The sequence below is a fragment of the Akkermansiaceae bacterium genome, assembly GCA_017798145.1.
Taxonomy (GTDB): domain Bacteria; phylum Verrucomicrobiota; class Verrucomicrobiia; order Verrucomicrobiales; family Akkermansiaceae; genus Luteolibacter.
In genome coordinates this window covers 568098-588471 of sequence record CP059069.1, presented here as the reverse complement: position 1 = coordinate 588471, position 20374 = coordinate 568098, and the positions used below count along the sequence as shown (strand labels likewise).

13 protein-coding genes are annotated in these 20374 nt (G+C 59.0%); 2 read left to right on the top strand and 11 right to left on the bottom strand.

Going from position 1 to position 20374, the window contains the following annotated elements:
• Positions 1-100: 100 nt before the first annotated feature.
• Complete coding sequence (locus HZ994_02445; protein ID QTN31235.1) at positions 101-751, bottom strand: hypothetical protein; 651 nt, start codon at positions 749-751, stop codon at positions 101-103.
• A 112-nt stretch (positions 752-863) separates the two neighbouring features.
• Between HZ994_02445 and HZ994_02440 the strand changes: the two genes are divergently transcribed.
• Together HZ994_02440 and HZ994_02435 are read left to right on the top strand one after the other, a co-directional pair.
• The gene (locus HZ994_02440; protein QTN31234.1) at positions 864-1181 is read left to right on the top strand and encodes a transposase; all 318 of its coding nucleotides are present in this window, start codon (positions 864-866) and stop codon (positions 1179-1181) included.
• On the top strand, positions 1142-2005 hold the full coding sequence (locus HZ994_02435; protein QTN31233.1) for an IS3 family transposase: 864 nt from the start codon (positions 1142-1144) through the stop codon (positions 2003-2005). The genes HZ994_02440 and HZ994_02435 overlap by 40 nt, the downstream gene beginning before the upstream one ends.
• Before the next feature lie 127 nt (positions 2006-2132).
• Here HZ994_02435 and HZ994_02430 read toward each other — a convergent pair whose 3' ends face one another.
• Genes HZ994_02430 through HZ994_02385 form a run of 10 tightly spaced genes read right to left on the bottom strand, consistent with a single transcriptional unit; the run spans position 2133 to position 20373 of the window.
• Positions 2133-2447: a hypothetical protein gene (locus HZ994_02430; GenBank protein QTN31232.1), complete on the bottom strand. Its 315-nt coding sequence runs from the start codon at positions 2445-2447 to the stop codon at positions 2133-2135.
• A 42-nt stretch (positions 2448-2489) separates the two neighbouring features.
• A complete protein-coding gene (locus tag HZ994_02425; protein ID QTN31231.1) occupies positions 2490-2888 on the bottom strand; it encodes a hypothetical protein in 399 nt (132 codons plus the stop codon).
• Positions 2888-5764, bottom strand: a complete 2877-nt coding sequence (locus tag HZ994_02420) for an AAA family ATPase (GenBank protein ID QTN31230.1) — start codon at positions 5762-5764, stop codon at positions 2888-2890. The genes HZ994_02425 and HZ994_02420 overlap by 1 nt, the downstream gene beginning before the upstream one ends.
• Positions 5765-5790: 26 nt before the next feature.
• Complete coding sequence (locus HZ994_02415; protein QTN31229.1) at positions 5791-8361, bottom strand: hypothetical protein; 2571 nt, start codon at positions 8359-8361, stop codon at positions 5791-5793.
• 13 nt (positions 8362-8374) lie between these two features.
• Complete coding sequence (locus tag HZ994_02410) at positions 8375-8893, bottom strand: hypothetical protein (GenBank protein ID QTN31228.1); 519 nt, start codon at positions 8891-8893, stop codon at positions 8375-8377.
• 58 nt (positions 8894-8951) lie between these two features.
• Positions 8952-10961, bottom strand: coding sequence for a hypothetical protein (locus HZ994_02405; protein ID QTN31227.1), 2010 nt, complete (start codon positions 10959-10961; stop codon positions 8952-8954).
• 7 nt (positions 10962-10968) lie between these two features.
• Entirely contained in the window at positions 10969-15306 is a 4338-nt protein-coding gene (locus HZ994_02400; protein ID QTN31226.1) for a restriction endonuclease, read from the bottom strand.
• A 56-nt stretch (positions 15307-15362) separates the two neighbouring features.
• A complete protein-coding gene (locus HZ994_02395) occupies positions 15363-16121 on the bottom strand; it encodes a hypothetical protein (protein ID QTN31225.1) in 759 nt (252 codons plus the stop codon).
• A 20-nt stretch (positions 16122-16141) separates the two neighbouring features.
• On the bottom strand, positions 16142-17506 hold the full coding sequence (locus HZ994_02390; protein QTN31224.1) for a putative DNA binding domain-containing protein: 1365 nt from the start codon (positions 17504-17506) through the stop codon (positions 16142-16144).
• A gap of 2 nt (positions 17507-17508) precedes the next feature.
• Positions 17509-20373: a DEAD/DEAH box helicase gene (locus HZ994_02385; GenBank protein ID QTN31223.1), complete on the bottom strand. Its 2865-nt coding sequence runs from the start codon at positions 20371-20373 to the stop codon at positions 17509-17511.
• Position 20374 lies beyond the last annotated feature (1 nt).

Genomic DNA, 20374 nt, shown 5'->3' with positions numbered 1-20374 from the left:
GAACGCGGCAATTTTTTCGGTTCAGCGCGAAAAGAGATATTGTCCTCTTTGCTCATAGTCTCGCATGCCGTTCGCGGAATCACGACGTGTTGAGAGCCTTTCAGCAGGCTATGCCGTGAGTGATTCCGGATGAAGATGTCTCAGGCAATCCGAGGACATCGCTCTCCAAGTCGAATGGCACGACCCAAAGCCTGAGATCAGATGACAGCCCGAAGGGTGGCAAGTGGCGGGTGAATCGCGGAGACCGTGGATAGATCAGGAACATGTCGCCGGTTCCCTGCAGGTAGCGCTCGCCGTATGCGGCCATCTGGTAGAAGTCTGACTGGCTGAGCCCATATTTCTCTGTGGACGTGCCCCTGTTTTCATCGATGTGCTTCCACTTGGTGTCCAGGACGGAGCAACACGAACCATCGCCGCGTTCGATGATCAGATCGGGCTTGAGGCGGAACCAATCCGCTCCCAGATGGGTTGCCAACGAGTGACGCGAAGCCTGGGCGACCACCCGGAATCCGGGTTCCAACATATTCCGGAGCACGCTTGCCACGTAGCGCTCGAATAGCTGCTCCATGGGGAAAAGGAACGAGAGTCCGCTGAACGTGCCGGCCATGAAGAGAGGGGATTTCCGGCTCAAGATGAGTTCACACCAAGGCTTCAGCCCCCGGTAGTCGATCAGGGCGCGGTCGGGGCTCCAGTGTTGAAGGTCTCTCCGGTGATCGGCGCTTTCCGGGATTTCGGAGAAGACGAATCGCAAGGTTCGGGCACGGCGTTGGTTGTTGGGATGAAGTGGCCCCGGAAAACGGAGCCAGCGGTTTATTGAAACTTTGACTGGTCTGAGAGGGGCGAATTACCCCGAAATCAGACCAATGAAACGAAAGAGAAGACACCTCACCGCCGAGTTCAAGGCCCGCGTCGCCACCGAGGCGCTCAAGGGCGAGAAGAGCATCCAGCAGATCGCCCAGGAGAACGACATCGCCCCTTCACAGGTCAGCACCTGGAAGAAGGATCTCGAAGACCACATGGCCTCGATCTTCGAGCGCAAGAACGCGGCGGACCAAAGCGCCGAGAAGCAGGAGCGCCGGACTTCGCATCTGGAGCGAAAGATCGGCCAACTGCTCATCGAGAAGGAGTTCCTCGAAAAAAAGTGCGAGCAGCTGGGAATCGATCTGAGCGAAAGGCCATGATCGATCCCAGCGACAGGAAACTCTCGATCCGCAGGCAGGCGAAGCTCCTGGGGATCAACCGCAACCGGCTCGCAGCACGCCCCACCAAGACCAGCGAAGAAGACCTCAGGATCATGGCCATCATGGACAACCTCCATATGGAATGCCCGTTTTACGGACAGCGGAACTTCCGCGAAAACCTCAAGGATCACGGCTATTTCCTCGGTCGCAAGCGCATCCGGCGACTGATGCGCATCATGGGTCTCGAAGCCCTGGTGCCGAAGCCCTCGACGAGTGTCCCTGCAAAGGGGCACAGGATCTTCCCCTACCTGTTGCGCAACCGGGACATCAGCACCGTTGATGAAGTGTGGTGCGCCGACATCACCTACATCCCCATGGAAAAAGGCCACGCCTACCTGGTGGCGGTCATGGACTGGCACAGCCGCGCCGTGCTCGCCTGGGAGATCAGCAACACGATGGACAGTGCGTTCTGTGTCCGCACGCTGCGCGCCGCGCTGCGCAGCACAGGGCGCAAGCCGAAGATCTTCAACACTGACCAGGGCAGCCAGTTCACAGGGGCGGATTGGATCTCCGAACTCCAAGGCCATGGAATCCAGATCAGCATGGATGGCCGGGGGCGCTGGATGGACAACGTGTTCATCGAGCGCCTGTGGCGCAGCCTCAAGTATGAGAAGCTGCGGCTCTGGAGCTACCGGACCATCCCCGAACTCCGTGCCCTGACCGCCGACTGGATGGAGTTCTACAACCACCGCCGGAAGCACCAGACTCACGGCTACGGCACACCGTGGTCGGTTTACGAACCGCCAGCCTGCCAAGCCGCCTGACCGGGGCGGCGGCGTAGCGGGTGAGGCTCCATTGCTAGTCTTCCGCTACGCTCCAGCCTCTCCATTTCACCTCACCCGCTACGAAACCAATACAACAACCAAGTCCCCCGAAGACCCGCCAAAGGCATCAATAAAACAGAAAAAATGCTGGCCACGAAAAGGAGACCACTTCAGGATTCCTCGTCCATTTTCCCACGGCAAGGATGGCCGAGTGGATGAGACGGTTCTCCGGGCGGTCTGGGATGAACTCGTGATACTCGATGGGAAACTCCGGCTTGGAGCCGGGACGCCGATTGAGCTGCTTTTCGATCCGAAGCCTTCCGCGCAGGAATGGGTGGTCGTCTTCCTTGAGGATGTAGTTGTTTCGGAGTCCCTTTTTGACGAGACGTTCCACTCCGGTGAGGAATATCCCGATCAGGTGTTCGTGCAGGGGCTGGTTCATCACCACCAAGGATCCCTTCTCCCCGCAAAGACTGTGATTCTATCAGCCGCAACGGGGCTGGTTCATCACCACCAAGGATCCCTTCTCCCAGGAATACGTGCTAAGATCCAGGACACGGCTGAGCATTTTGAGGACTATGTTGCGAGCTCGCCTCGGATCGTCCCCTGTGATGAATGACTTGGGCAGGATCTCGATGCGCGTGCCGCCGGGTGTTTCGACGGTTCCCACATAATTGCAGGCTTGAAGACCGCGGATCCCAGCTCGGAAGACCGGACGGAAAAAGGCCGGTGCCTCCGTAACCCTGGCGCTCAGATCGTTCAGCCAATCCCAATCCTCAACCCCGATGGAGGTAGCCCCTTCGATCGACAGACATCCGCCACGGAGCAGGACTTCATGCTCCCTGATGGAAATCTCCCGCTCGACGGCCACGGTCGTGAGCATCACGAAATGGGGGCGGATGGGTTCTTCCCGTTGCAAGCCGCAGGATCGTAGATCCCGATGTAGGATTCCGGGATCTTCAGTGCGCTCTCGTTCCGTTGGTAAACGGTGGTGATCGGATGGTTCGGTTCCGCTCCGAAGAGGGCTTCCAGTTCGCCATCGGAGTATTTCGGCCTGATCATGGCGAGCTCCGCAGGCTTGCGGTGGTCGCCCAGCACCAGCCTGATCTTTTCCCAGTCCTCGAAGAAATACTCCTCCAGCAGGGGCAGGATTCTCCCGGAGAAGATGCGCCCCATTTCAGCCATGCTCGGGTCATCTTTGAGGGAGAGGAAGAAAGTGTGGCCGATGGCGTGCTCACGGTCATAGAGAACCTCGATGCGGCGGTTCATGGCCGTGAGCATCTCGCCCGCATGTATGCCTGCGATTGCCGGGATCATCGAAAGAATGGAAGGATCCGGCATGAGTTCCTCGAAAACGAAGCGCCTGCGCAAAGCGATGTCCACCTGTGCCAGGGAACGGTCGGTGGTGTTCATGGTGCCTATCAGGTGGAGATTGGAGGGCACGGAGAAGATCTCTTTCGAATAAGGCAGCCTGACGGAAAGGGCTTCGGCGTTCCCGATCCGTTTGCTGTCTTCGATCAGGGTGATCAGCTCGCCGAAGATCCGGGAAATGTTGCCACGGTTGATCTCGTCTATGATCAGGACGAATGGGCGCGGCCCATCACCGGCGTCCGCTTCATCCTCCTTGAGAAGGGAGCGCATCAGATCCAGATCGATTGCCGGGGGCTTCAGCCGGTAGAGGGTTGCCTGTGAGAAGGCCACGGTCATCAGCCGGTCGTTGGGAAGCGGCGGCACGTAGGTGCGGATCCACTCGACGTCGCGGCATTGCTGGTAAATGTGCCCGCGCTCGTCGTCAAGAGGCAGCAATCGGTAGCCCCCTTTCACCACACCTATCGCACGGAACTTGTGGTTGCCATCCGAGACGATGATCAAGTCCCCGGGCTTCATCGTGTTCACGAAGGCGTGGCAAGCCGTGACGGTGTATTCCGATTCCCATCCCTCCGGCTTCTCAGCCTCGACCTTCGATTTGATGGCCTCCCGGCTTGAGGCACCGGAGAAGTCAACGCCCTTTCCCCAGCCGAGAAGAACGTAGCCGTTCTCGATGCACTCGTCGTAAACGGTGGCATCCGTTCCCAGGGTGTTGCCGAGCGACATTTTCCAGATCGTGCGGCCGGCGGGATCCACGTTCCCGCTTGAGCCGCTGCGACTTGCTCCGCTGACGGCGGCGGCGGCGGTGCTGCACATCTGCTTGAAAATGCCGTCCTCTATCTCGTATTTCACTTGTCCGTTTTCATCGGTCGAGGCCTTGAGACCTTCCACGAAGTCCTCGTAGCTGAAACTCTGGTGGAAGGTGACAAACCCGATGCGCTTCGCATGGAGGAGTTCGTCGAAGCGGGCTTTGCGCTTTGCCCGGCCATCCTTTTCGTTCCAGGTGGATTCCACCAGCGACGGGTCGATGATTTCGAGCGCCCGGTCGATCGTCGAATAGGTTTTCCCCGTCCCCGGCGGGCCGTAGAGGATCAGGTTTTTCGCGGATTCATGTTTGCCCGGAGAGGTGGTGGGCACTGGCTTTGGATCGGGTTCCTCATCAGCAGGCCCGCTCGTTGGCCCGTTCGCAAGCATGTCAGGCCTCCGTTCCTTGTGATAGGCCGCATAGAGGAGCCTGGGACGGTGGGCGTTCTCGAAATGCCTCTTTTTGATGTTCTTGTAGGTCGCCGCCACATCTCCAAGCGCTGTAAAAAACAGTTTCCGGAAAGCGGAATCCGTCTTCAAAAGATCATCCAAATCGACCCGGTAAAGTCCAAGCATCTGCCCGGCGTAAGGGGTGCTGAAACGTCCCTCTGGTTCCGGAGAAGTGTCCTGTTCGCTAATCCGTGCAATGAAGACCGAATTCGGCTTATTAGCGGGCGGCGACGTGATTTCAAACACAAGCGAATTGCCGCAACTCAGCCTCAGCCTCTCCTTTCCGTCCACCCTGACGTTGGTCAATGAAACTCTCTGCGCAGTGGTTCCTTGGGTGTTCGTGACGCCCAATGCCAGGCATGCCTCGTGGAGCAGATCGAATGCCGCATGACCCTGTTCTTCGGTATCGAAGAACTGCTTCCACCAAGGATCTTTTTTGGACTCATTCCCATTTCCGGGCTTATTGGCAAGCGCCCATTGATGGGCTTGTAGGGAGAATTCCACGCCATCGCCACCGACCGCTTCACGGATCTTAGGGAGCCAACGGAAGTAATCGGCTGCGGTCTTGGGTTCCTCACCTATGCCCTTGGTTTTGGCAAACGCGAGGTTCTTTCCATCCGTCGCAATCCACTTCTTCGGACACGCCCAGAACATGCCCATGCTAAGCATTCCGAGACCGACCTTTGGAAGCTTGAGGCAACGCTGCATCAGATCTACATCGAGTGCATCCGGATCCGTGCCCATGATGTGCGCGAAGAAGCGCCAGAGCAGCGGGACATGATCCTGGGCTCTGTCCTTGGCGTAGGGCATGAGCCATGAGTTCATGGCACTTGCGACCGGGATGCCGTCGAAATCCTGCGGCACATCAGAATCCAAATGCCATTCATCCTTGAGCCTCTCCCACATGCCTTGTCGGTTTTTGTCGATGGTTCCGCGGTTGAAGTTAGCGAGGAATGTGAACGGGTCGATTTCCTTGAGCTGAAACTTGCTGCCGTCCGCAGCTTCGTCGGAAATCTTCGTCGTGGTGTATCCACTGGATTTCATCCGGGCGAGAATTTCAACGAGCTCATGATTGCTGTCTTTGAATGCAAGCAGGCGCTTGGCAGTTTCTTCGTGTATGGGGATCCAGGTGAACATGGTGTTGAAGTGGTGATGATTAATCTCTAGCAATTCCCGGGCTTGTAGATGAGGTCTTTGGCCAAACCGAGAGCGAGGCGACCCTCGCCGTTCAACCCGATCACCAAAACCCGGCCATCATCGAAGATCATGAGAACGTATGGGAGGTCGAGAGCACGACCAACTTCCTCGGCGAGATCGGGATTCGCGGATAGAGCCACAGCCGAAAGTTCCGATTGTCCACCATCGCATGTCAGAGTGGCAGGAACCATGTAGGGTCCTAGGTGCTTAAAGTGATCTTCGATTCTCGTTTCCAAAGAAGGATGATCTGCCAGCGCAGGCATGCCTTGATCAAGAGTTCGATCTAGGAAAAACGCGGTTGGTGTGCCGACCTCGTATTGTACGCTTCTAAATCGCAGCTGGCGAAGTTCTGGAAACTTACGGAGCAACGTTCGGCTTCCTCTGCGGTATTCGGCCTGATCGTGAAATGCTTCAGCCGCGCTCTCGTACAGCATCCGATCCTTTGAAGATGCGGAACCGACCAGTTGCCGGCAGCGCTTCTCGCCGCTCGCTAGACTGGGAAACGCTTCCAATCGATGATGATTTATCCAGAAATACTCGTATTCGTCTCGATCATTGCCGTGAGCCTTGCGATAACCGCCCAGGGCGAGGAGGTAGTCTCTCAAACCGATGTCACTTTCGGTCTGCTCTCGAATCCAGTCTTGAAGTTTTGCCTTAGAGCCCCACTTCGCCCAGACGTCGTAAGATTCCCAGAACCCATTATAAAGCAACGACTCGCCGCTTTCCGCCTTGGACTCGATGAGCTTGGCGGTCGCCTTGCCCACGCCATTGACACAGGACTTCAGGCTTTGGAACAGGCCGCCTTGCGACTGATCGGAATTCTCAGCTGAGTAGAGGATGCTGGCAAAGAAAGCGTGGTTGCAGGTCGATCGGATGAGTTCGACGATTCGCGCCTCGCGATCCTGGTCACGGATCTGATGTATCCATCGTGCGAAGTAGTCATGGATTCCTGGCTCGAAGAGCTTCGAACCCGGGTCTTCAGGCTCCGCACCGGGCAAGAGCATCGCATCAAGAATTCGCTGCCCGTGTTCCGGCGTCAGTGCTGCTAAGCGGGTTGTCAGGCAACGAACGAGCGCGGGATAGCCGTTCTGGGAGGCGATACGTTGGATTACGTCCGAGATGCGGTCAGGTTCAGTCGAGAGGCAGCGCTCGATTGCAGCAGAATCCCGCATGCGAACCGTCGCTGTGGGAACCGTCAGTGTGAAGTAGCAGTCGAACCAAAGTGACGAGGTGAGGAAACGGCCTTCTGCGGCAGCCTCGTCTGCAGTCCAGTCGACTCCTCCGCTACGGAGAAGCGAGGCGAGGATCATGTCAAGCGACGATGCTTTGCTTCCGTTGAGCAGTTTCGGTAGCTCGACCTCGGCGAAGTTCTTTCGGTCTGCCGCCCTTTCATGCATCTCGTCCCTCCAAACAAGCTGACTCGCACGCGTAGAAACATAGAGCCAACGGTGCGCGTAGATCTCGTCGACGATCTCCGGGGCCAGAAGCCGGAGTGCCTGGAGCTTTAGGAAGTGGTCTGGATTAAGCTCGAAGTGGTCTCCCTCGCAGAATGTGGGTAGAGCCAGGCGGAGTTCGCCGATGTATCGCTTCACGTCGCGCAAGGTGGAGAAAAGCCGGGGAAGCTCCCCCTCGCCGAGTGCCTCCCAAAACTCCGTGTTGAGACGAGCGTCGTCCTTCGCAAATTCTGTGAACAATGCCTTCAACTGGCCGAGAAGCAGACCGTGCAACACGCTCGCCGGAACGGCTGGTAGAGGCGCGCTGAATTGGACGATTTTCTCTAGGTAATCCCGACGTAGGTTCTGCACCTCAAGACTTCGCTCGATGTTCGTGCGATCGCAGAGAAGCAGGTAGTGCACCTTTGGTAAGTCCACAACTGATTTGAGAAGCTGGAATATCTCGACCAGTTCGCCGGGCGGCAGTCGGTCAAGGTCGTCCAGGATGATGAGGAACGGGCGTTCGAGCTCGATTAGTGCTTCCTCAAGTTCTTTGCGAAGCTGGTTGAGATTCCGATCTGTCCCGGCGAGCTCAGCTTCTGCTGCCTGGGCGGTCGTTTCGCCAGCGTGTTCCAGGAACTTGCCGAGCAGCTTCCAACCGGGAATCGATGCGCCAAAGACGTTGAGGACAGTATCGACATGGTTGAGGCCCTGCCCGACAAGATTCGAATAGGCTCCGAGCCGCTTCCACCGCATGGCCTTATCTTCGGCATCTTTCACACCAGAGTTGTTCATGGCGTTTCCAATGTCTTCGAAGAACGCGCTGAACAGTTGCTCCCGACCGCTGAAGACCCACGGATTGAAACGTATGAGAACAGGAGTGGACTCCTCATTCTCTTCTCTTGCCGCTAGTTCATCTTCGAGCAGAGCAAGGGTACTGGTCTTGCCTTCTCCCCATCGGCCATAGAGGGCGAAGACAATGCTCGCGTCATTTGGGGTATGGCAAATGGCTGTTGCTAAATTCCGAACGAAGGGACCCCGGTGGAGAAGGTCGAGTTCGCCGTGTTTTAAAGGGCGGTCGGAAAAGGGGAGCGGTGCGGTCATGTGGTGAACGTGGTTAGACGGGAGATAGCCATGCTAGCTCGATTGGTTCCTTTTTGTGTATCCTTTGAATCCGCTGTTGAAACGCGTCCAATTCGCAATGCTTGGGATCAAGCTTGAGAATCTTTTCAAGGGCTGAGCGCAATGGAGCTTCGTAGCCGCAGTGGCGCGCATAGTCGTCTGCTCCAAACTCCTCACCGAGACCCATCGGGTACTTGGGGCAGTTCACGGCGTGACCGATTTCGTGGAGAATCGTCGCGATCAGCTCCTCTCTAGCAAAGCCGTGCTCGGCCACCCAGTCATCAATCTTATATGCATCAACAAGTGCCAGTTGAAGTCTTGGTGATGGAATCTGAGTCTCTGCACCGATCGAGACCAAGCATGCCGGTGAGTTGAATACGCAAATTCGAACCCCCGCTTGGAGCCAGCGTTCAAGCTCCTGCTCGGGGAGTTTCCATGCCGAAGGCATCGCGTTGTGCCGGGTTAACCAGTCTCGCGTGGATCTCTTTAATACTGTATCGTCGAAGGTGTGCATTGGAAGAATCACTTGTAGCGAAAGATGGCAGGTCTATATGCGGGTCTGTCTCCTTGATCTAAAATCGGGTTTTGAACAAAAATCCCTCTTTAGTCGACCCGTCCAAGGTTGTCACGACGTGGCCTTTGGAGAGCTCCGGGGGAGGTTCTTCGGTGGTGGTGACGATGTATTGGAAGGAATCTGGCGCGGAGTCTGAGAAGCATTTCAGGAGGCGGAAGAGGGGGCGATAGAGGCTGGGTTCCATGTCGGACTCGCGGGGACTGTCGTGGATGAGGAACCCGGGGTGGTGGCCGAGCCGGTGCATGCGGGCAAGGACGGCGCTGTAGTCGAAGAGTAAGGTGCTGAGAGCGTTGTAGGCTCCGCCGCCGGACCCGATTCGGGCATTGATTTCGTCGCGGGTGAACTTGAGTTCGGCATCGACGTTCACCCCCTTGAGATCCTGGCACAGCGAGACAAACAGCTTGCCGATCTGCTTCTGCATCACCTTCGCGGCCTTCTGTGCGGCATCCTGGGCGGATTTCAGTTTCGACGCCTTATCTTCGATGGTGTCGATCTGCTTGCGGATCTCTTCCAACGCGTCATGGCTGCGTTTGGCATCTTCGGCCCGGAAGCGCCATGTTAGTATCTCCGGGGACAGGCCGCTGAGACTGGCTTGCAACTCTCGTTGCTCAGCAAGCTGTTGGTCCCGAACCTTACGCGCGGCGGATTCGGTCGTGACGGCACTGGTGAGGCGCTGGTCGAGAGCGGCGAGTCTCGCCCGACTTGCCGTGAGCGCTTGGGCTACCTCATTGCGCAGTTGGGCGGTCTGTTCCTCGATGCCGGTCGGAACAGGTCCGGGTTGTTCCTGCGTCCTACGGTGTTCACGTAGGATGGGGCACTTGAAGAGGGCGATGTTAGTGGGGACTTCGCAATGCTGGCGATCCGGTTTGAGTGCCGCGAGAATCGACTCCAGTTCGTCCAAGGCTGGAGCTTGGTCGGATGCGGTCAGCCGTTCCCACCTGTCCTGAGCGTCTGAAAGTAGCTTCTGCTCGGCATCCCGCTGCTCGCGTGCGACCGCCGTCCGTCCGATTGCCTGTTCGAGCTCACGCTCAACGGTGGTGATATCAATCTCACCGAGTTGGGATTCAATGATGGCCCGGCGAGCCTCTACGAGGTGCTCGGCGTGGCGGGAGACCTGATCGACGAAAAGAGACTCGGCGATGTCTGGTAATTGATCCCCTTGGGGCAGACCGGTACGGGCTAGTTCGATGGCCTCTGCGACCCGGCGCTCATGGAAGCGGATATCCCCGATCAGTTGTTCCTTTGTTTTCTCCAGTTGCTCCCGCTCGCCGATGATGCGTCGCTCTATGGTGTCGGTGACACCGAGAACGCAGCGGACGAGAAACCGGGTGTCCTGTGCGGAAAGATCGGGCGACTCGGAGTGGGAGGTGGTGTCGCGCCAACGGAACGGACTGGAGAGGTGCGCCTCCTGATCACGCGCAAGCCATTGAAGGAGGTGGAGCCAACGGAGCGGGCGCAGTTCTTGAGCGTCGAAGCTGCGGACGGGGAAATCCTTCAGTGCCTCCTGCTGGAGGTGGGTGATGAACTCCTCGTGCTTCGAGCGTTCCGCCGCCGGCATGGCGATGGCCTCGTCGAGTCCCTTTCCCCGAACGGCAAACGGGTGTCCTCCAGAGTAGAGTGGACGCCCGATGGTCCATGTCTCGCCCGACAACTCCAGTTCACCCACCACCCACGGGCGGTCGAGCTTATCTGAGGTGGAGAGTGCCCGGCGCGTGCTCTCGGTGCCGTAGTGTTTTTCTCCGAGCAGGTAACGAATGAGGCGACAGAACGTGGTCTTACCCACGTCGTGTCCCCGGCCACGAGCTTCAGGATCAGACTCGTCAGGGTCGGACGGCTTGGCCCAGACGATGTTGAGCCCGCGAGAAAGAGGGATTCGGCGAATCTCTTGGGCAGCTTCGGCGTCGAGTCGATTGAAGAGACGGATATCCCTGAACCAGAACAGGGCCGGTGGCGGGTTGACCACCTTCAGGTAATCTTTATCCGGAATGAGCTCTGGGTCCGAGGGCATGGCGGTGTCAGGCGGATTGGGTGATGCCGAAAGCCGAGGAAACGCGGGTGGATTTGCTGGTTTCGGTGATGATGTCGATGACTTCAGGCTCCGACTTGAGAACCTGGAGCGCGATGTTAACGTCCAACTCTTGCCACGGATGGGGCTGCGTCGGTTGCTTGAAGGCAGAGAGTCGGCGAAGCTGGCCGGTCTCGCGGTCCACTTCGATCCACCTCTGTTCCTCCAACTTTTTGAGGAAGGGGATGAACAGCTTGTTGGGAGGCTCGTCATTGTAACCCTTAAACCATGCCTCGCCTATGGTGCCTATGGCCGCGATGATGTTGTCCCGATGGGTCGTGCGGTTCCGCAGGAGATGGAAGACACCGTCGAGGTTGCGGACGGTGGCTTCCTCGCCAGCCAGATTCATGAAGTAGTGGACGAGCACCAACAGGAAGGGCTCTCCGGTGAGGCTTTGCCGTTCGGATTTGGGGAAGGCCAGTCTCGCTGGTTTAGATGCCGCCGGGCGGAACAGGTCGAGGTCGTCGGTCGGAAGTTGGATCACCTGTTGCTTGGCAGCTACCGTCTTGCGCTTCGTGGTGGCCTGTTCCTTTTCTTCGGCGGCTCGTTGGTGGTTGAGTTTCAGGAGGCGGGTGAGGAGGTCTTTGCGGGCTTGGGGGGTGATGGTGTAGCGGGTGCGGTCGTTTTCGGGGAGGGTTTCGACTTGTTGGAAGTCGTGGGCTAGGTGGATGGCGGGGCCGTCGGGGCCGGGTTGGTGCCAGGCGTAGGCGGTGAGGACGGCTTGGTCGAGCTGGCGGTGGAGGTCGCGGAGGTGGAGGATGGCGTCGTGGGCTTGGGGCGGGGTGAGGCTGCCGGCGGTGGCGCGGTGTTCGGGCGGGACGTTTGCGGCGCTTTGCCAATCGCCGGTCTTGGCGCGCTTCTGGAAGAGCTTGTCGAGGCGGGCGTCGAGATCGGGGGCGTGGAAGAGGTTGTAAATGTCGGTGAGGCCGAGCCAGAGGCGGAGCATGAGGTCGCGGCGGTGCTCGTGGTAGCGCTCGCCGATGGCGGCGAGATCCGGGTTGTGATGCTGCCATTGCCCGGCGGGGAAGGCGAAGGTTCCGAAGCAGTCTGACGGGGAGTAGCGGAGATCCTGTTTCAACGCACCGCTGTATTTGCGTGCCCAGATTTCGTGGATGGTGGATTGAACAACGGCGTAGTGATCCCAGCGGTCGGCGGTGAAAATGTAGGTGGTATTTAGATAGACTCGGTCGACCGGAGAGGCGCTGAAATTCAGGTATTTTGTCGTTGCCGCAGCAAGATAGCAGCGTTGCCGCCCAGCGAGTCCACGATAGACCTCCAAACGAGGTCGCTCGAACTGCCACCAAGGCACCGCTGCAAGGCGCGCATTAGCGTCGCGCCACGGCTTAACATGTTGCCGAAGATGCTCTAATGCCTCTGAATACCTTTCTGCCTTATCTAGGGGCCAATCGAAAAATTGAATGATTCGACGCCCGGGGCGCTGGTCAGGGTTGTTATTCAACTCCTGTCCGTTGATGACAGGTAAAACTACCTCGGAGAGTCTTGAAGAATTTGCGAGCATCGCTGTTGCGTTGGAGTGGTTCAAAAGAAAGCCGTCTCCAGAGAAGATGGATCCCTGGAACATCTGGTTAGCGTTTTCGGCCAGTCCAGAGGGTTCATTGGTATCTTCTGAATCCTCAAAGTATGTGTTGACCATTTCCACTGGTTTGCCGTCGAGGAAACAGGTGTCTTTCCAGTCGCCACGATGGATCGAAACAAGTGAGACGACGAGGTTCGCAACACCCGGCCATCTGATGCCGCGTACAGCCATGTTGATCGTTCCACCTCGGGCTACAACCTGTTCGAGACCATCCTTGCGCACGTCACCGTCCTTGATCGAGTTGGTGGTGATGAAGGCGGTGAAGCCGTTGGGACGAATAAGGGTGAAGATGCGGCGGAGGAAGAAGGCGACGAGATCGCTGAGTCCGGTGGGGGCGTATTGCCAGCGGACGTATTCGCAGAAGGAATGGCCGTAGGTGCCGCTGAGGGCTTGACCGCCGAGATAAGGCGGATTTCCCAGAATGCAGTCGAAGCCGCCGTTGGCGATGATGTCGGGGAATTCGAGGAACCAGTGGAAGGCTTTTTTGCGTTCGGCGAGTGCCCAGGCGGAGGCAGTGGCCTGACCTTGCGGGTGCGGCCCGGCGAGGTAGTGGCGGAAGCTGGCGTCGGTGATGAGGTTGGCTTTGTTGCCGGCGGTTTTTGGTTGGTAGAACTGGGCAATGGGGATGGCGGCAATCTGGCGGAGCAGGTAGGCGTCCTGGGATTGGGTGGCGTAACGCTTTTTCTTGGCGGCGATCTCGGCGGGGGTGTGCTCGGGCAGGGCGGATAGCTCGCGCATGCGGGCGAGGACGGAGTCGAGTTTTTCCTGAAGCTCGGGGGCGAGTGGGAGTTGCTTCTGGCCGCTGGCGCGTTCCTTGCGCTCGGCTTTGTTCACCTTGCGGAAGGCGGCGGCGATGTCCTTGTCGTCGCCGGGGAGGGTTTTGAAGGCTTCGTCGGGGATGCCTTTGTCGAGTTCGTCGCGGGTGACGAAGCCGACAATGGCGTTGCCGCATTTGATGTGGTGGTCGAGGAAGCCGAGCGGTTCGCCGGGGACGTGGGCTTCCAGCCAGAGGGCGACCTTGCAGAGTTCCACGGCGAGGGGATTGAGGTCGACGCCGTAGATGCAGTTTTTGATGACATCGCGGACGGCCTCGCGGTAGGCGGTGGGGCTGGGTTGGTCATCGCCAGTGCGGACGATGGCGAGGGCCAGGCCGATGCGGCGGGCGGCGGCTAGGAGGATGTGGCCGGAGCCGCAGGAGATGTCGGCAACGCGGAGGGAGAGGAGTGCGGCGACGGGATCGGGTTGTTTGAGCTTTTCCGCGATGAGGTGGTCGAGGGAGTGCTTGATGAGCGGCTGAACGAGTTCGTCCTCGGTGTAGTGTGAGCCGGTGGCTCCGCGTTCGTCGCCCTGGGCGAAGGCGAAGTGGCATTTGCCGTCGATTTCGGTGACGCGGGGTTCGAACTCCAGCAGGCCCTGATAGACGGAGCCGAATTCCTCGACGTTGAGGGCACCGTAGTTGACCCGCATGAGCTGGCGGGTGACGGGATTGGTGAAGAGGGTGAGCTGGCGGAGGGCACCGAGGAAAGTGGCGTTGTCGAGCGAGCAATCCTCCAGCACTCCGAGGGAACCACGGTTGAAGAGATCGCCGCCGAGCGGGGCGACGCCGAGCTTGAGTCCCCTACCCGATTCGTCCACGAGGCGGAAGAGAGCGATGAGGGCGAGCCAGGCATCGCTGTGGCGTGCTTCGGCGAAGTGCGGTTTTTCCGAGAGTCGGCGGAGGCGGGCGAGCGAGTAGCCGAGATCGTAGATTTCCCGGAGGCGCTTGTCGGTGCCGGGGACATGGGCGAGGCCGCGTTCCTCGATGACCATCAGGAAGAGCAGGCGGTAGATGAGGCGGAGAAGGTGGGCGTAGAAGTCGCCGGGGAAGCTGCCGTTGGGATCGTTGGCGGCGAACTGGCGGAGGCGGTCGTTGGCCGGGTGGTTGAGCAGGCCGTTGGCGAGATCGAGGATGACGCGATGGACGGCGGTGCTGAGGCCGTCGCGGATGCGGGAGCCGGAGTCGAGGGAGTCCTGGTGGTAGATTTCAATCGGAGCCTCGGCGACGTTGTCTTGTCTGACGGGCAGGCGGGAGGCGTGGAGCAGGCGGTAGAAGAGGGCGAAGTCCGCGAAGAGTTCCTCGGTGAAGATGCGTTCGAGGTCGAACTCGATGAAGGTGAGTTTGACGAGGCGGGAGGAATCCCGGAGCAGGCGGATGAGGCGGCCGTTGGAGACGATGCCGTAGAGGTGCTCGGTGAGGTTGAGGTATTCCTGGACCAGCCCGTGGGGCGACATGCGCGGGGCGTTGGGCACGGTGCTACGGCGGTCGAGCGATTCGTGCCAGCCGATGAGGTGGACGGGAAGTTGGTCGCGGGCGGGATCGCGGTGGGAGATGCGGTAGGTTTTCCCCTGGAGGGTCTCGGATTCGGCGAGGTTGAGCTGATAGCCGAGGAGTCCGGAGCAGCGGACAAGCCATTGGTTGCGGGTCTCGGTGGTGCCGGTGGCTCCTTCCTTGAGCCTGCCGATCTTCACCTGATAGGCGGCCCAGTAGGCGCGGGCGGCGGCCCAGGCATCGGCGATCTCATCCTTGACCTTGGCACCGGGATCGAGGCCGAAGTCCTTGGGCAACTGGTGCGCCCGCTCGCCCCGCTCGATGGCATCGAGGATGTCGGCGGAAAGGATGGAGCCTTCGAGGCGGATGGAAGGGTGGAGCATGGAGAGATAAGAAGTGCCGAGTGATCAGTGAGCAGTGAGAAGTGCTTGGAATCGGCTTACTTTTTGAACTGGTTCTTGTATTGGCCGTAGAGGGCTTGGGTGAGTCGGAGGGCTTCGCGGAAGAGTTCGAGCGCTGAGGGCATGTCGGCTACCGTGTTGGAATGAATCACGTTGCTGGCAGCCCGCATGAATGCGTTAATTTCCCGTCGCAGCGGACTTGTTGAACTAACCGACTTATCGAGGAGAAGGGAAATTCGATCGCACATTCCCATTTCGCTCAAACGGTTCTCTTCACTCAGCCGACCGCTGCGGATAGCGATGTCCACGATCACTCTCTCGACCAAGCTCCGAGATAGTGAGATGCATGCGGTTGGGAGCCTGAGGCAGTATGCTTCACGTGTCTCTTTGACCAAGGCAACCACTTCACCGGGAACATTATTGAGAGTGATGAGCGGCTTGGTAATTGCGAAACATTTGGCATAGTGTTCGGGATGATACTTATCCGCAAGATCCTCGAATAAATCGATGGATTCGATTTCACCGTTTTCTCCGAACTCGTATTTGATGGCCTCGTTTCGGATCTTTTCAAATAACTGGTGGAGCGTGTGATCTGTGATCACCACAGCGTCAGCTTGCAATGCGAGTTTACAGAGCCTCTCCCTTGCTTCCCTGAATCTTGATACTCTGGGGTCATTTTCCAGAGGGTATCCCTCGACAGACTTGCCGACGTATTCGTGAATTTCACGAACTACAGACTGCTCCCAAAGAGCTTCGAATTCCTTGTAGCACTTGAGGTCTTGCGTGATGTCGTTCATGGGCTTGAGGGGGGCAGACTTCAGTGAAGAAGGGCGAGGCCTTTGGGGTTAAGTCGGTATTTTTGGAGGCGGCTGTTGGGTTTTTCGGGGATGGTGTATTCGATGAGTTTCAGGGCAAAGAGCTTGTCCATGGCCGCTTTGAAGTTTCCTGTCTTCTGTCCGTAGCCGAGCAGGGTCAGTAGTTCCTTGCTGCCCAAGGTTTGTTTTTTGAGGGCGGACAGGATCCGCTGTTCTGTTTCCGTTAAATCGACTGGGGCCTCGACTGGGGCCTCGACTGGGGCCCCTGCAAGTTGTCCGGACTCCGTGTTCTCGACGGCAAGCGGCCTAGGAAATTCGGTGATGAAGATGCCGGCGACCTGCGAGAAGCGGACGTTGGGAGCTTTTTCGAGAATCAACGGGATGCCGCGGCCCCAGGCTTCGATAAGATGGATGCGGCGGAGGAGATCGGCGATGAGGGGATTGCGGCGGCGGGAGACTTTGGCGGTTTTGAGCGTCTTGAGCGAGACCCCTTCCATGAGGGTTCCAGGATTCCGGACTTCGACCCGATCCGGGAAGATGGCGATGCGGACTTCATCGGGATCGCGGTAATCGCGGTGGCAGAAGGCGTTGATGATGGCCTCGCGGAAAGCCTCGCGGTCGATCTCGGGCACGTCCACACGAACGAGCCCTTCGAGCCTCATGCCGATGCGGATGTTCTTGAGGACGTATTTCTCCGCTTCCTCGATTAGGGTGAGGATGTCGCCGGTGAAATCGTGCTGATCGATGATGGTCGAGGTGGAGGAAGTGGCGAAGACAGCGCAGCGGAGGGTGAGTGCTGGATGCTTGGCGAAGAAGACCCAGGCGGCGTTGAGGTGGCGGCCATCCACGAAAAGGCCGAGGTTTTCCAACGCTCCCTGTGAGTTGGTCCAGGTGAGTCCGGCTTTGCGGACGAAGGCGCGGAGTTTCGCGGTATCGGGTTTGAAGGAATCGTCCTGGATCGGCTCCGCGTCCCAGCCGCGCGTGCTGCGGTTTTTCCTGAGGATGATCGACTCGATTTCCTTGGCGGAGAGTTGCCTGTCTTCATCGGCGACGCGCATGTAGGCGCGGCCATGGGCATAGTAGGGTTTCTGGCTGCCGGTGAAACTGACGCGGATGCACGACTTGCCGTCCAATAGCACGGTGGAGACTTCGGGATAGATCTTCGGCTCGATGTGGGCGGCGATGGCTTGGGAGACTTTCCTCAGGGTCGTTTCCGATACATCCATGCCGACGGGGCGGCCGTCGTTCCTGATGCCAAACCAAAGTTCGCCACCGCCATGCTTGTTGAGGATGGCCGCTACGGAATTGAGCCCTTCGCTGAGTTCGGCGAGGCTCTTTTTGAATTCGATGGTTTCGGATTCTTGCATGGTCAGGGTTGCGAGGAAACGGGCATGAGGACATAGATGCCGAGGACGTCCATGGGGAGGACGGGATAGACGACGCCGAAGCGTTTCTTTTCCACCAGGGAGGAGAAGCGCTCGTGGGCATCGACGAGGTGCTGGCAGCGCTGCTCGGCGAGGAGATCGAAGGCGGGGCGGAGCAAGGGGATGGCGGCGACCCGTTCCTCGATGAGGCGGGCGCAGCGCTCCGGGGTGAGATCGCCGCCCGGGCGGGCGGTGGCGAGGAGTTCGCGGGCCTCCTCCATGGCGAGGTGGTCGTTTTCCTCAGGAGAGCCGCGGTAGCCCCAGAGGAGCATTTCCTCGGCGACGAGCTGGTGACCGGCGGCGCGCTTTTCCTCGATGACATTGCGGCAGCGGAACATCAGCAGGGTGGTCGGCTTCTGGACGGCTGCGGTGCGCAGGACGGAAGCGCGGGCGGCACGGAAGCGGTTCCGATCAATGCTGTGGGCGAGCACCATTTGGCAGAGTTGTTCGACGAGCGGGTGATTGCGACCGAAGTAGATGTGGCCCTCCGGGGTCGGGGATTCGAAGGAGACTTTGACCGTGGGTTTTGCGGGGAGAATAGCCTTTGCCGAAGGCGGGAGGTTCGCCGTGTAAAGGAGGTAGCCGAGTTTCTCACGGTCGATCTGGACGCCGAAGAGAGTTTTGAATGAGCCGACGACGAAAGATTCGACGGCGGCAGGAGAGCCGATGGCATCGTCGTTTTCGCGGAGATCCTGTTCGATTTCCCCGGCCTTGATGGCTTCCTGGGCGAAGATCGAGCGGCGCTTGCTTTCACGGTCGGCGGCCTGCTTGTATTTGTCGGTGACTTCGAGTTCGAGTTCCCGGGCTTCGTTGAATTCGTCGAAGTTGAATTCGATCTGATCGCGGTTGGAGCGGCGGGTGCTGATCTTGCGGTCGGGATTGAGCAGTAGCGACTGGGTGATGGTGTCGATGATGCTTTTGCTGTCTTCCGGAAACGGGACGTTGATGCCGGTGGCGCGTTTGATTTCGCGGACTTTTCGGAGGATGACATCAAGCACGACCCCATCCACGGCGCTGTCCTTGGAGAAGAGGAGGTAGGCTTTCACTTCTTTCGCCCGCTGGCCGAAGCGATCCACCCGGCCTTCGCGCTGTTCGAGGCGGTTCGGATTCCACGGAAGATCGTAGTGGAGGACGGCGGTGAAATGCTCGTGGAGGTTGATGCCCTCGGAAAGGCAGTCGGTGGCGATCAGGACGCGCTGCGGATGATTACCCATTGCGTTGATGCGGTCGCGGCGGATTTCATCGGGGTCTTCGGAAGTGACGACTTCGATGGATGCTTTGGGGAACTTCCTGGCGAGAAGCGGCTTGAGCTGCTCGCCGAGGTAGATCGCGGTCTGGATGTAGCGGCAGAAAATGACAGGGTTGAAGCCGGACTGGAGCCAATCCTCGACAATCATGCGGGCGGCTTCGAGCTTGTGGTCGAATTTCGGCCCTGTGAGGGCAGCGAGTTCCTTTTCGAACTCGCGCATCCGGCGTTGCTGGGATTCCGACCAACCGGCTGCTTCCACAACTTCCACGGGCGCGAGATCGGATTCATGCCCATCCGGGTGGTCATGGACGGGGCTGGCATCGTTGTTGTCCGCGTCGTCCACAAAATCACCGCCAAGTTTCGAGCGGCGCGCTCTGAACATGGCGACGCCTGCGGCCGGACTGGACATGACACCGCGCAAGAGGCCGAGTGCGGTCCAGTAGTGAACGCGCTTCTGGCGATCCGGGGTGGAATCCCCGGCGACGAGGTTGCGTGCGAAATCGAGCACCTTGTCGAAGAACTCAATGTAGGGTTTTGAGAGATCGTAGTCGAACTCGCCGGAGTCACGGGTTGGGAAAGGGGTTTCCTCGTTCATCCATTTCTCCACGTCCTGGCGGCGGCGCTGGATGAATTGGCGGGCAAGGCGCTGACGCTCTGCCTGCGGCGCGGTGGCGACATCGAGGTTTTCAAAGGAGGGATCGAGCAGGCCGAGCAGGGATCCGAATTCCTCGGGTTTGCCGCTGTGGGGAGTGGCCGAGAGCATGATGAGGTGCTGGCCGGGCTTGGTGGCGATGGCCTTGATGAGGGCGTGGCGCTGCTGCTGGGAAGCGGCGGCTCCCTGCGGGCGGGCGCAGGTATGCACTTCATCAACGATCACCAGCTCGGGGCACTCGTTGATGAAAGTGGCGCGGCGGGTGTCCTGTTTGATGTAGTCGATGGAAAGGACTTGGAACGGATAGAACTGATAGACCGAGGTATCGCCCTGGATTTCCCGGTCGAGACGAGCCTGGGTGTTGGAACGGATGACCACGGCTTCGATACCGATCTTGTCGCGGATTTCCTGCTGCCACTGGTCGCAGAGGTGGGGGAGGCAGATGACGGCGAAGCGGCGGATCTTGCGGCGGTCGAGCAGTTCGCGGACAACGAGCAGCGCCTCAATGGTTTTCCCGACACCCACATCATCGGCAACGAGCAGCCGCACCGTTTCCTGACGCAAGGCCATGACCAGAGGCACCATCTGATAACTGCGGGGACGGAAGGAAATACGGGCAAGCGCCCGGAATGGGCCAGCGCCGCTGCGGAAGGCGAGGCGGGCGGCGTCGTGGAGGAAGCGGGCACGGGCGAAGTCGGCAAGATCCTCGGCACCCGGACGTGGAAATTCCGCATCGCGGGGTTGGTCGGCGGCTTCGGCCAGTGGCAGGAAAATGCCGGTGGCCTCCTCATCGGAACCGCCGAGAGGCTTGATCATGAGGAGTTCCGGGTCATCCGAAGGCTGCACGACCCAGTCGCGCTCGCGGATTCGGACGAGCGTGCCGGGTTGGCGTGAAAGGTTGAGAGGCATG

What these genes read in the sequence shown, in the direction of transcription:
- HZ994_02440 (QTN31234.1), top strand. Translation starts at nt 864, where the DNA reads ATGAAACGAAAGAGAAGACACCTCACCGCCGAGTTCAAGGCCCGCGTC.
- HZ994_02430 (QTN31232.1), bottom strand. Translation starts at nt 2,447, where the DNA reads ATGAACCAGCCCCTGCACGAACACCTGATCGGGATATTCCTCACCGGA.
- HZ994_02425 (QTN31231.1), bottom strand. Translation starts at nt 2,888, where the DNA reads ATGCTCACGACCGTGGCCGTCGAGCGGGAGATTTCCATCAGGGAGCAT.
- HZ994_02420 (QTN31230.1), bottom strand. Translation starts at nt 5,764, where the DNA reads ATGTTCACCTGGATCCCCATACACGAAGAAACTGCCAAGCGCCTGCTT.
- HZ994_02415 (QTN31229.1), bottom strand. Translation starts at nt 8,361, where the DNA reads ATGACCGCACCGCTCCCCTTTTCCGACCGCCCTTTAAAACACGGCGAA.
- HZ994_02410 (QTN31228.1), bottom strand. Translation starts at nt 8,893, where the DNA reads ATGCACACCTTCGACGATACAGTATTAAAGAGATCCACGCGAGACTGG.
- HZ994_02405 (QTN31227.1), bottom strand. Translation starts at nt 10,961, where the DNA reads ATGCCCTCGGACCCAGAGCTCATTCCGGATAAAGATTACCTGAAGGTG.
- HZ994_02400 (QTN31226.1), bottom strand. Translation starts at nt 15,306, where the DNA reads ATGCTCCACCCTTCCATCCGCCTCGAAGGCTCCATCCTTTCCGCCGAC.
- HZ994_02395 (QTN31225.1), bottom strand. Translation starts at nt 16,121, where the DNA reads ATGAACGACATCACGCAAGACCTCAAGTGCTACAAGGAATTCGAAGCT.
- HZ994_02390 (QTN31224.1), bottom strand. Translation starts at nt 17,506, where the DNA reads ATGCAAGAATCCGAAACCATCGAATTCAAAAAGAGCCTCGCCGAACTC.
- HZ994_02385 (QTN31223.1), bottom strand. Translation starts at nt 20,373, where the DNA reads ATGCCTCTCAACCTTTCACGCCAACCCGGCACGCTCGTCCGAATCCGC.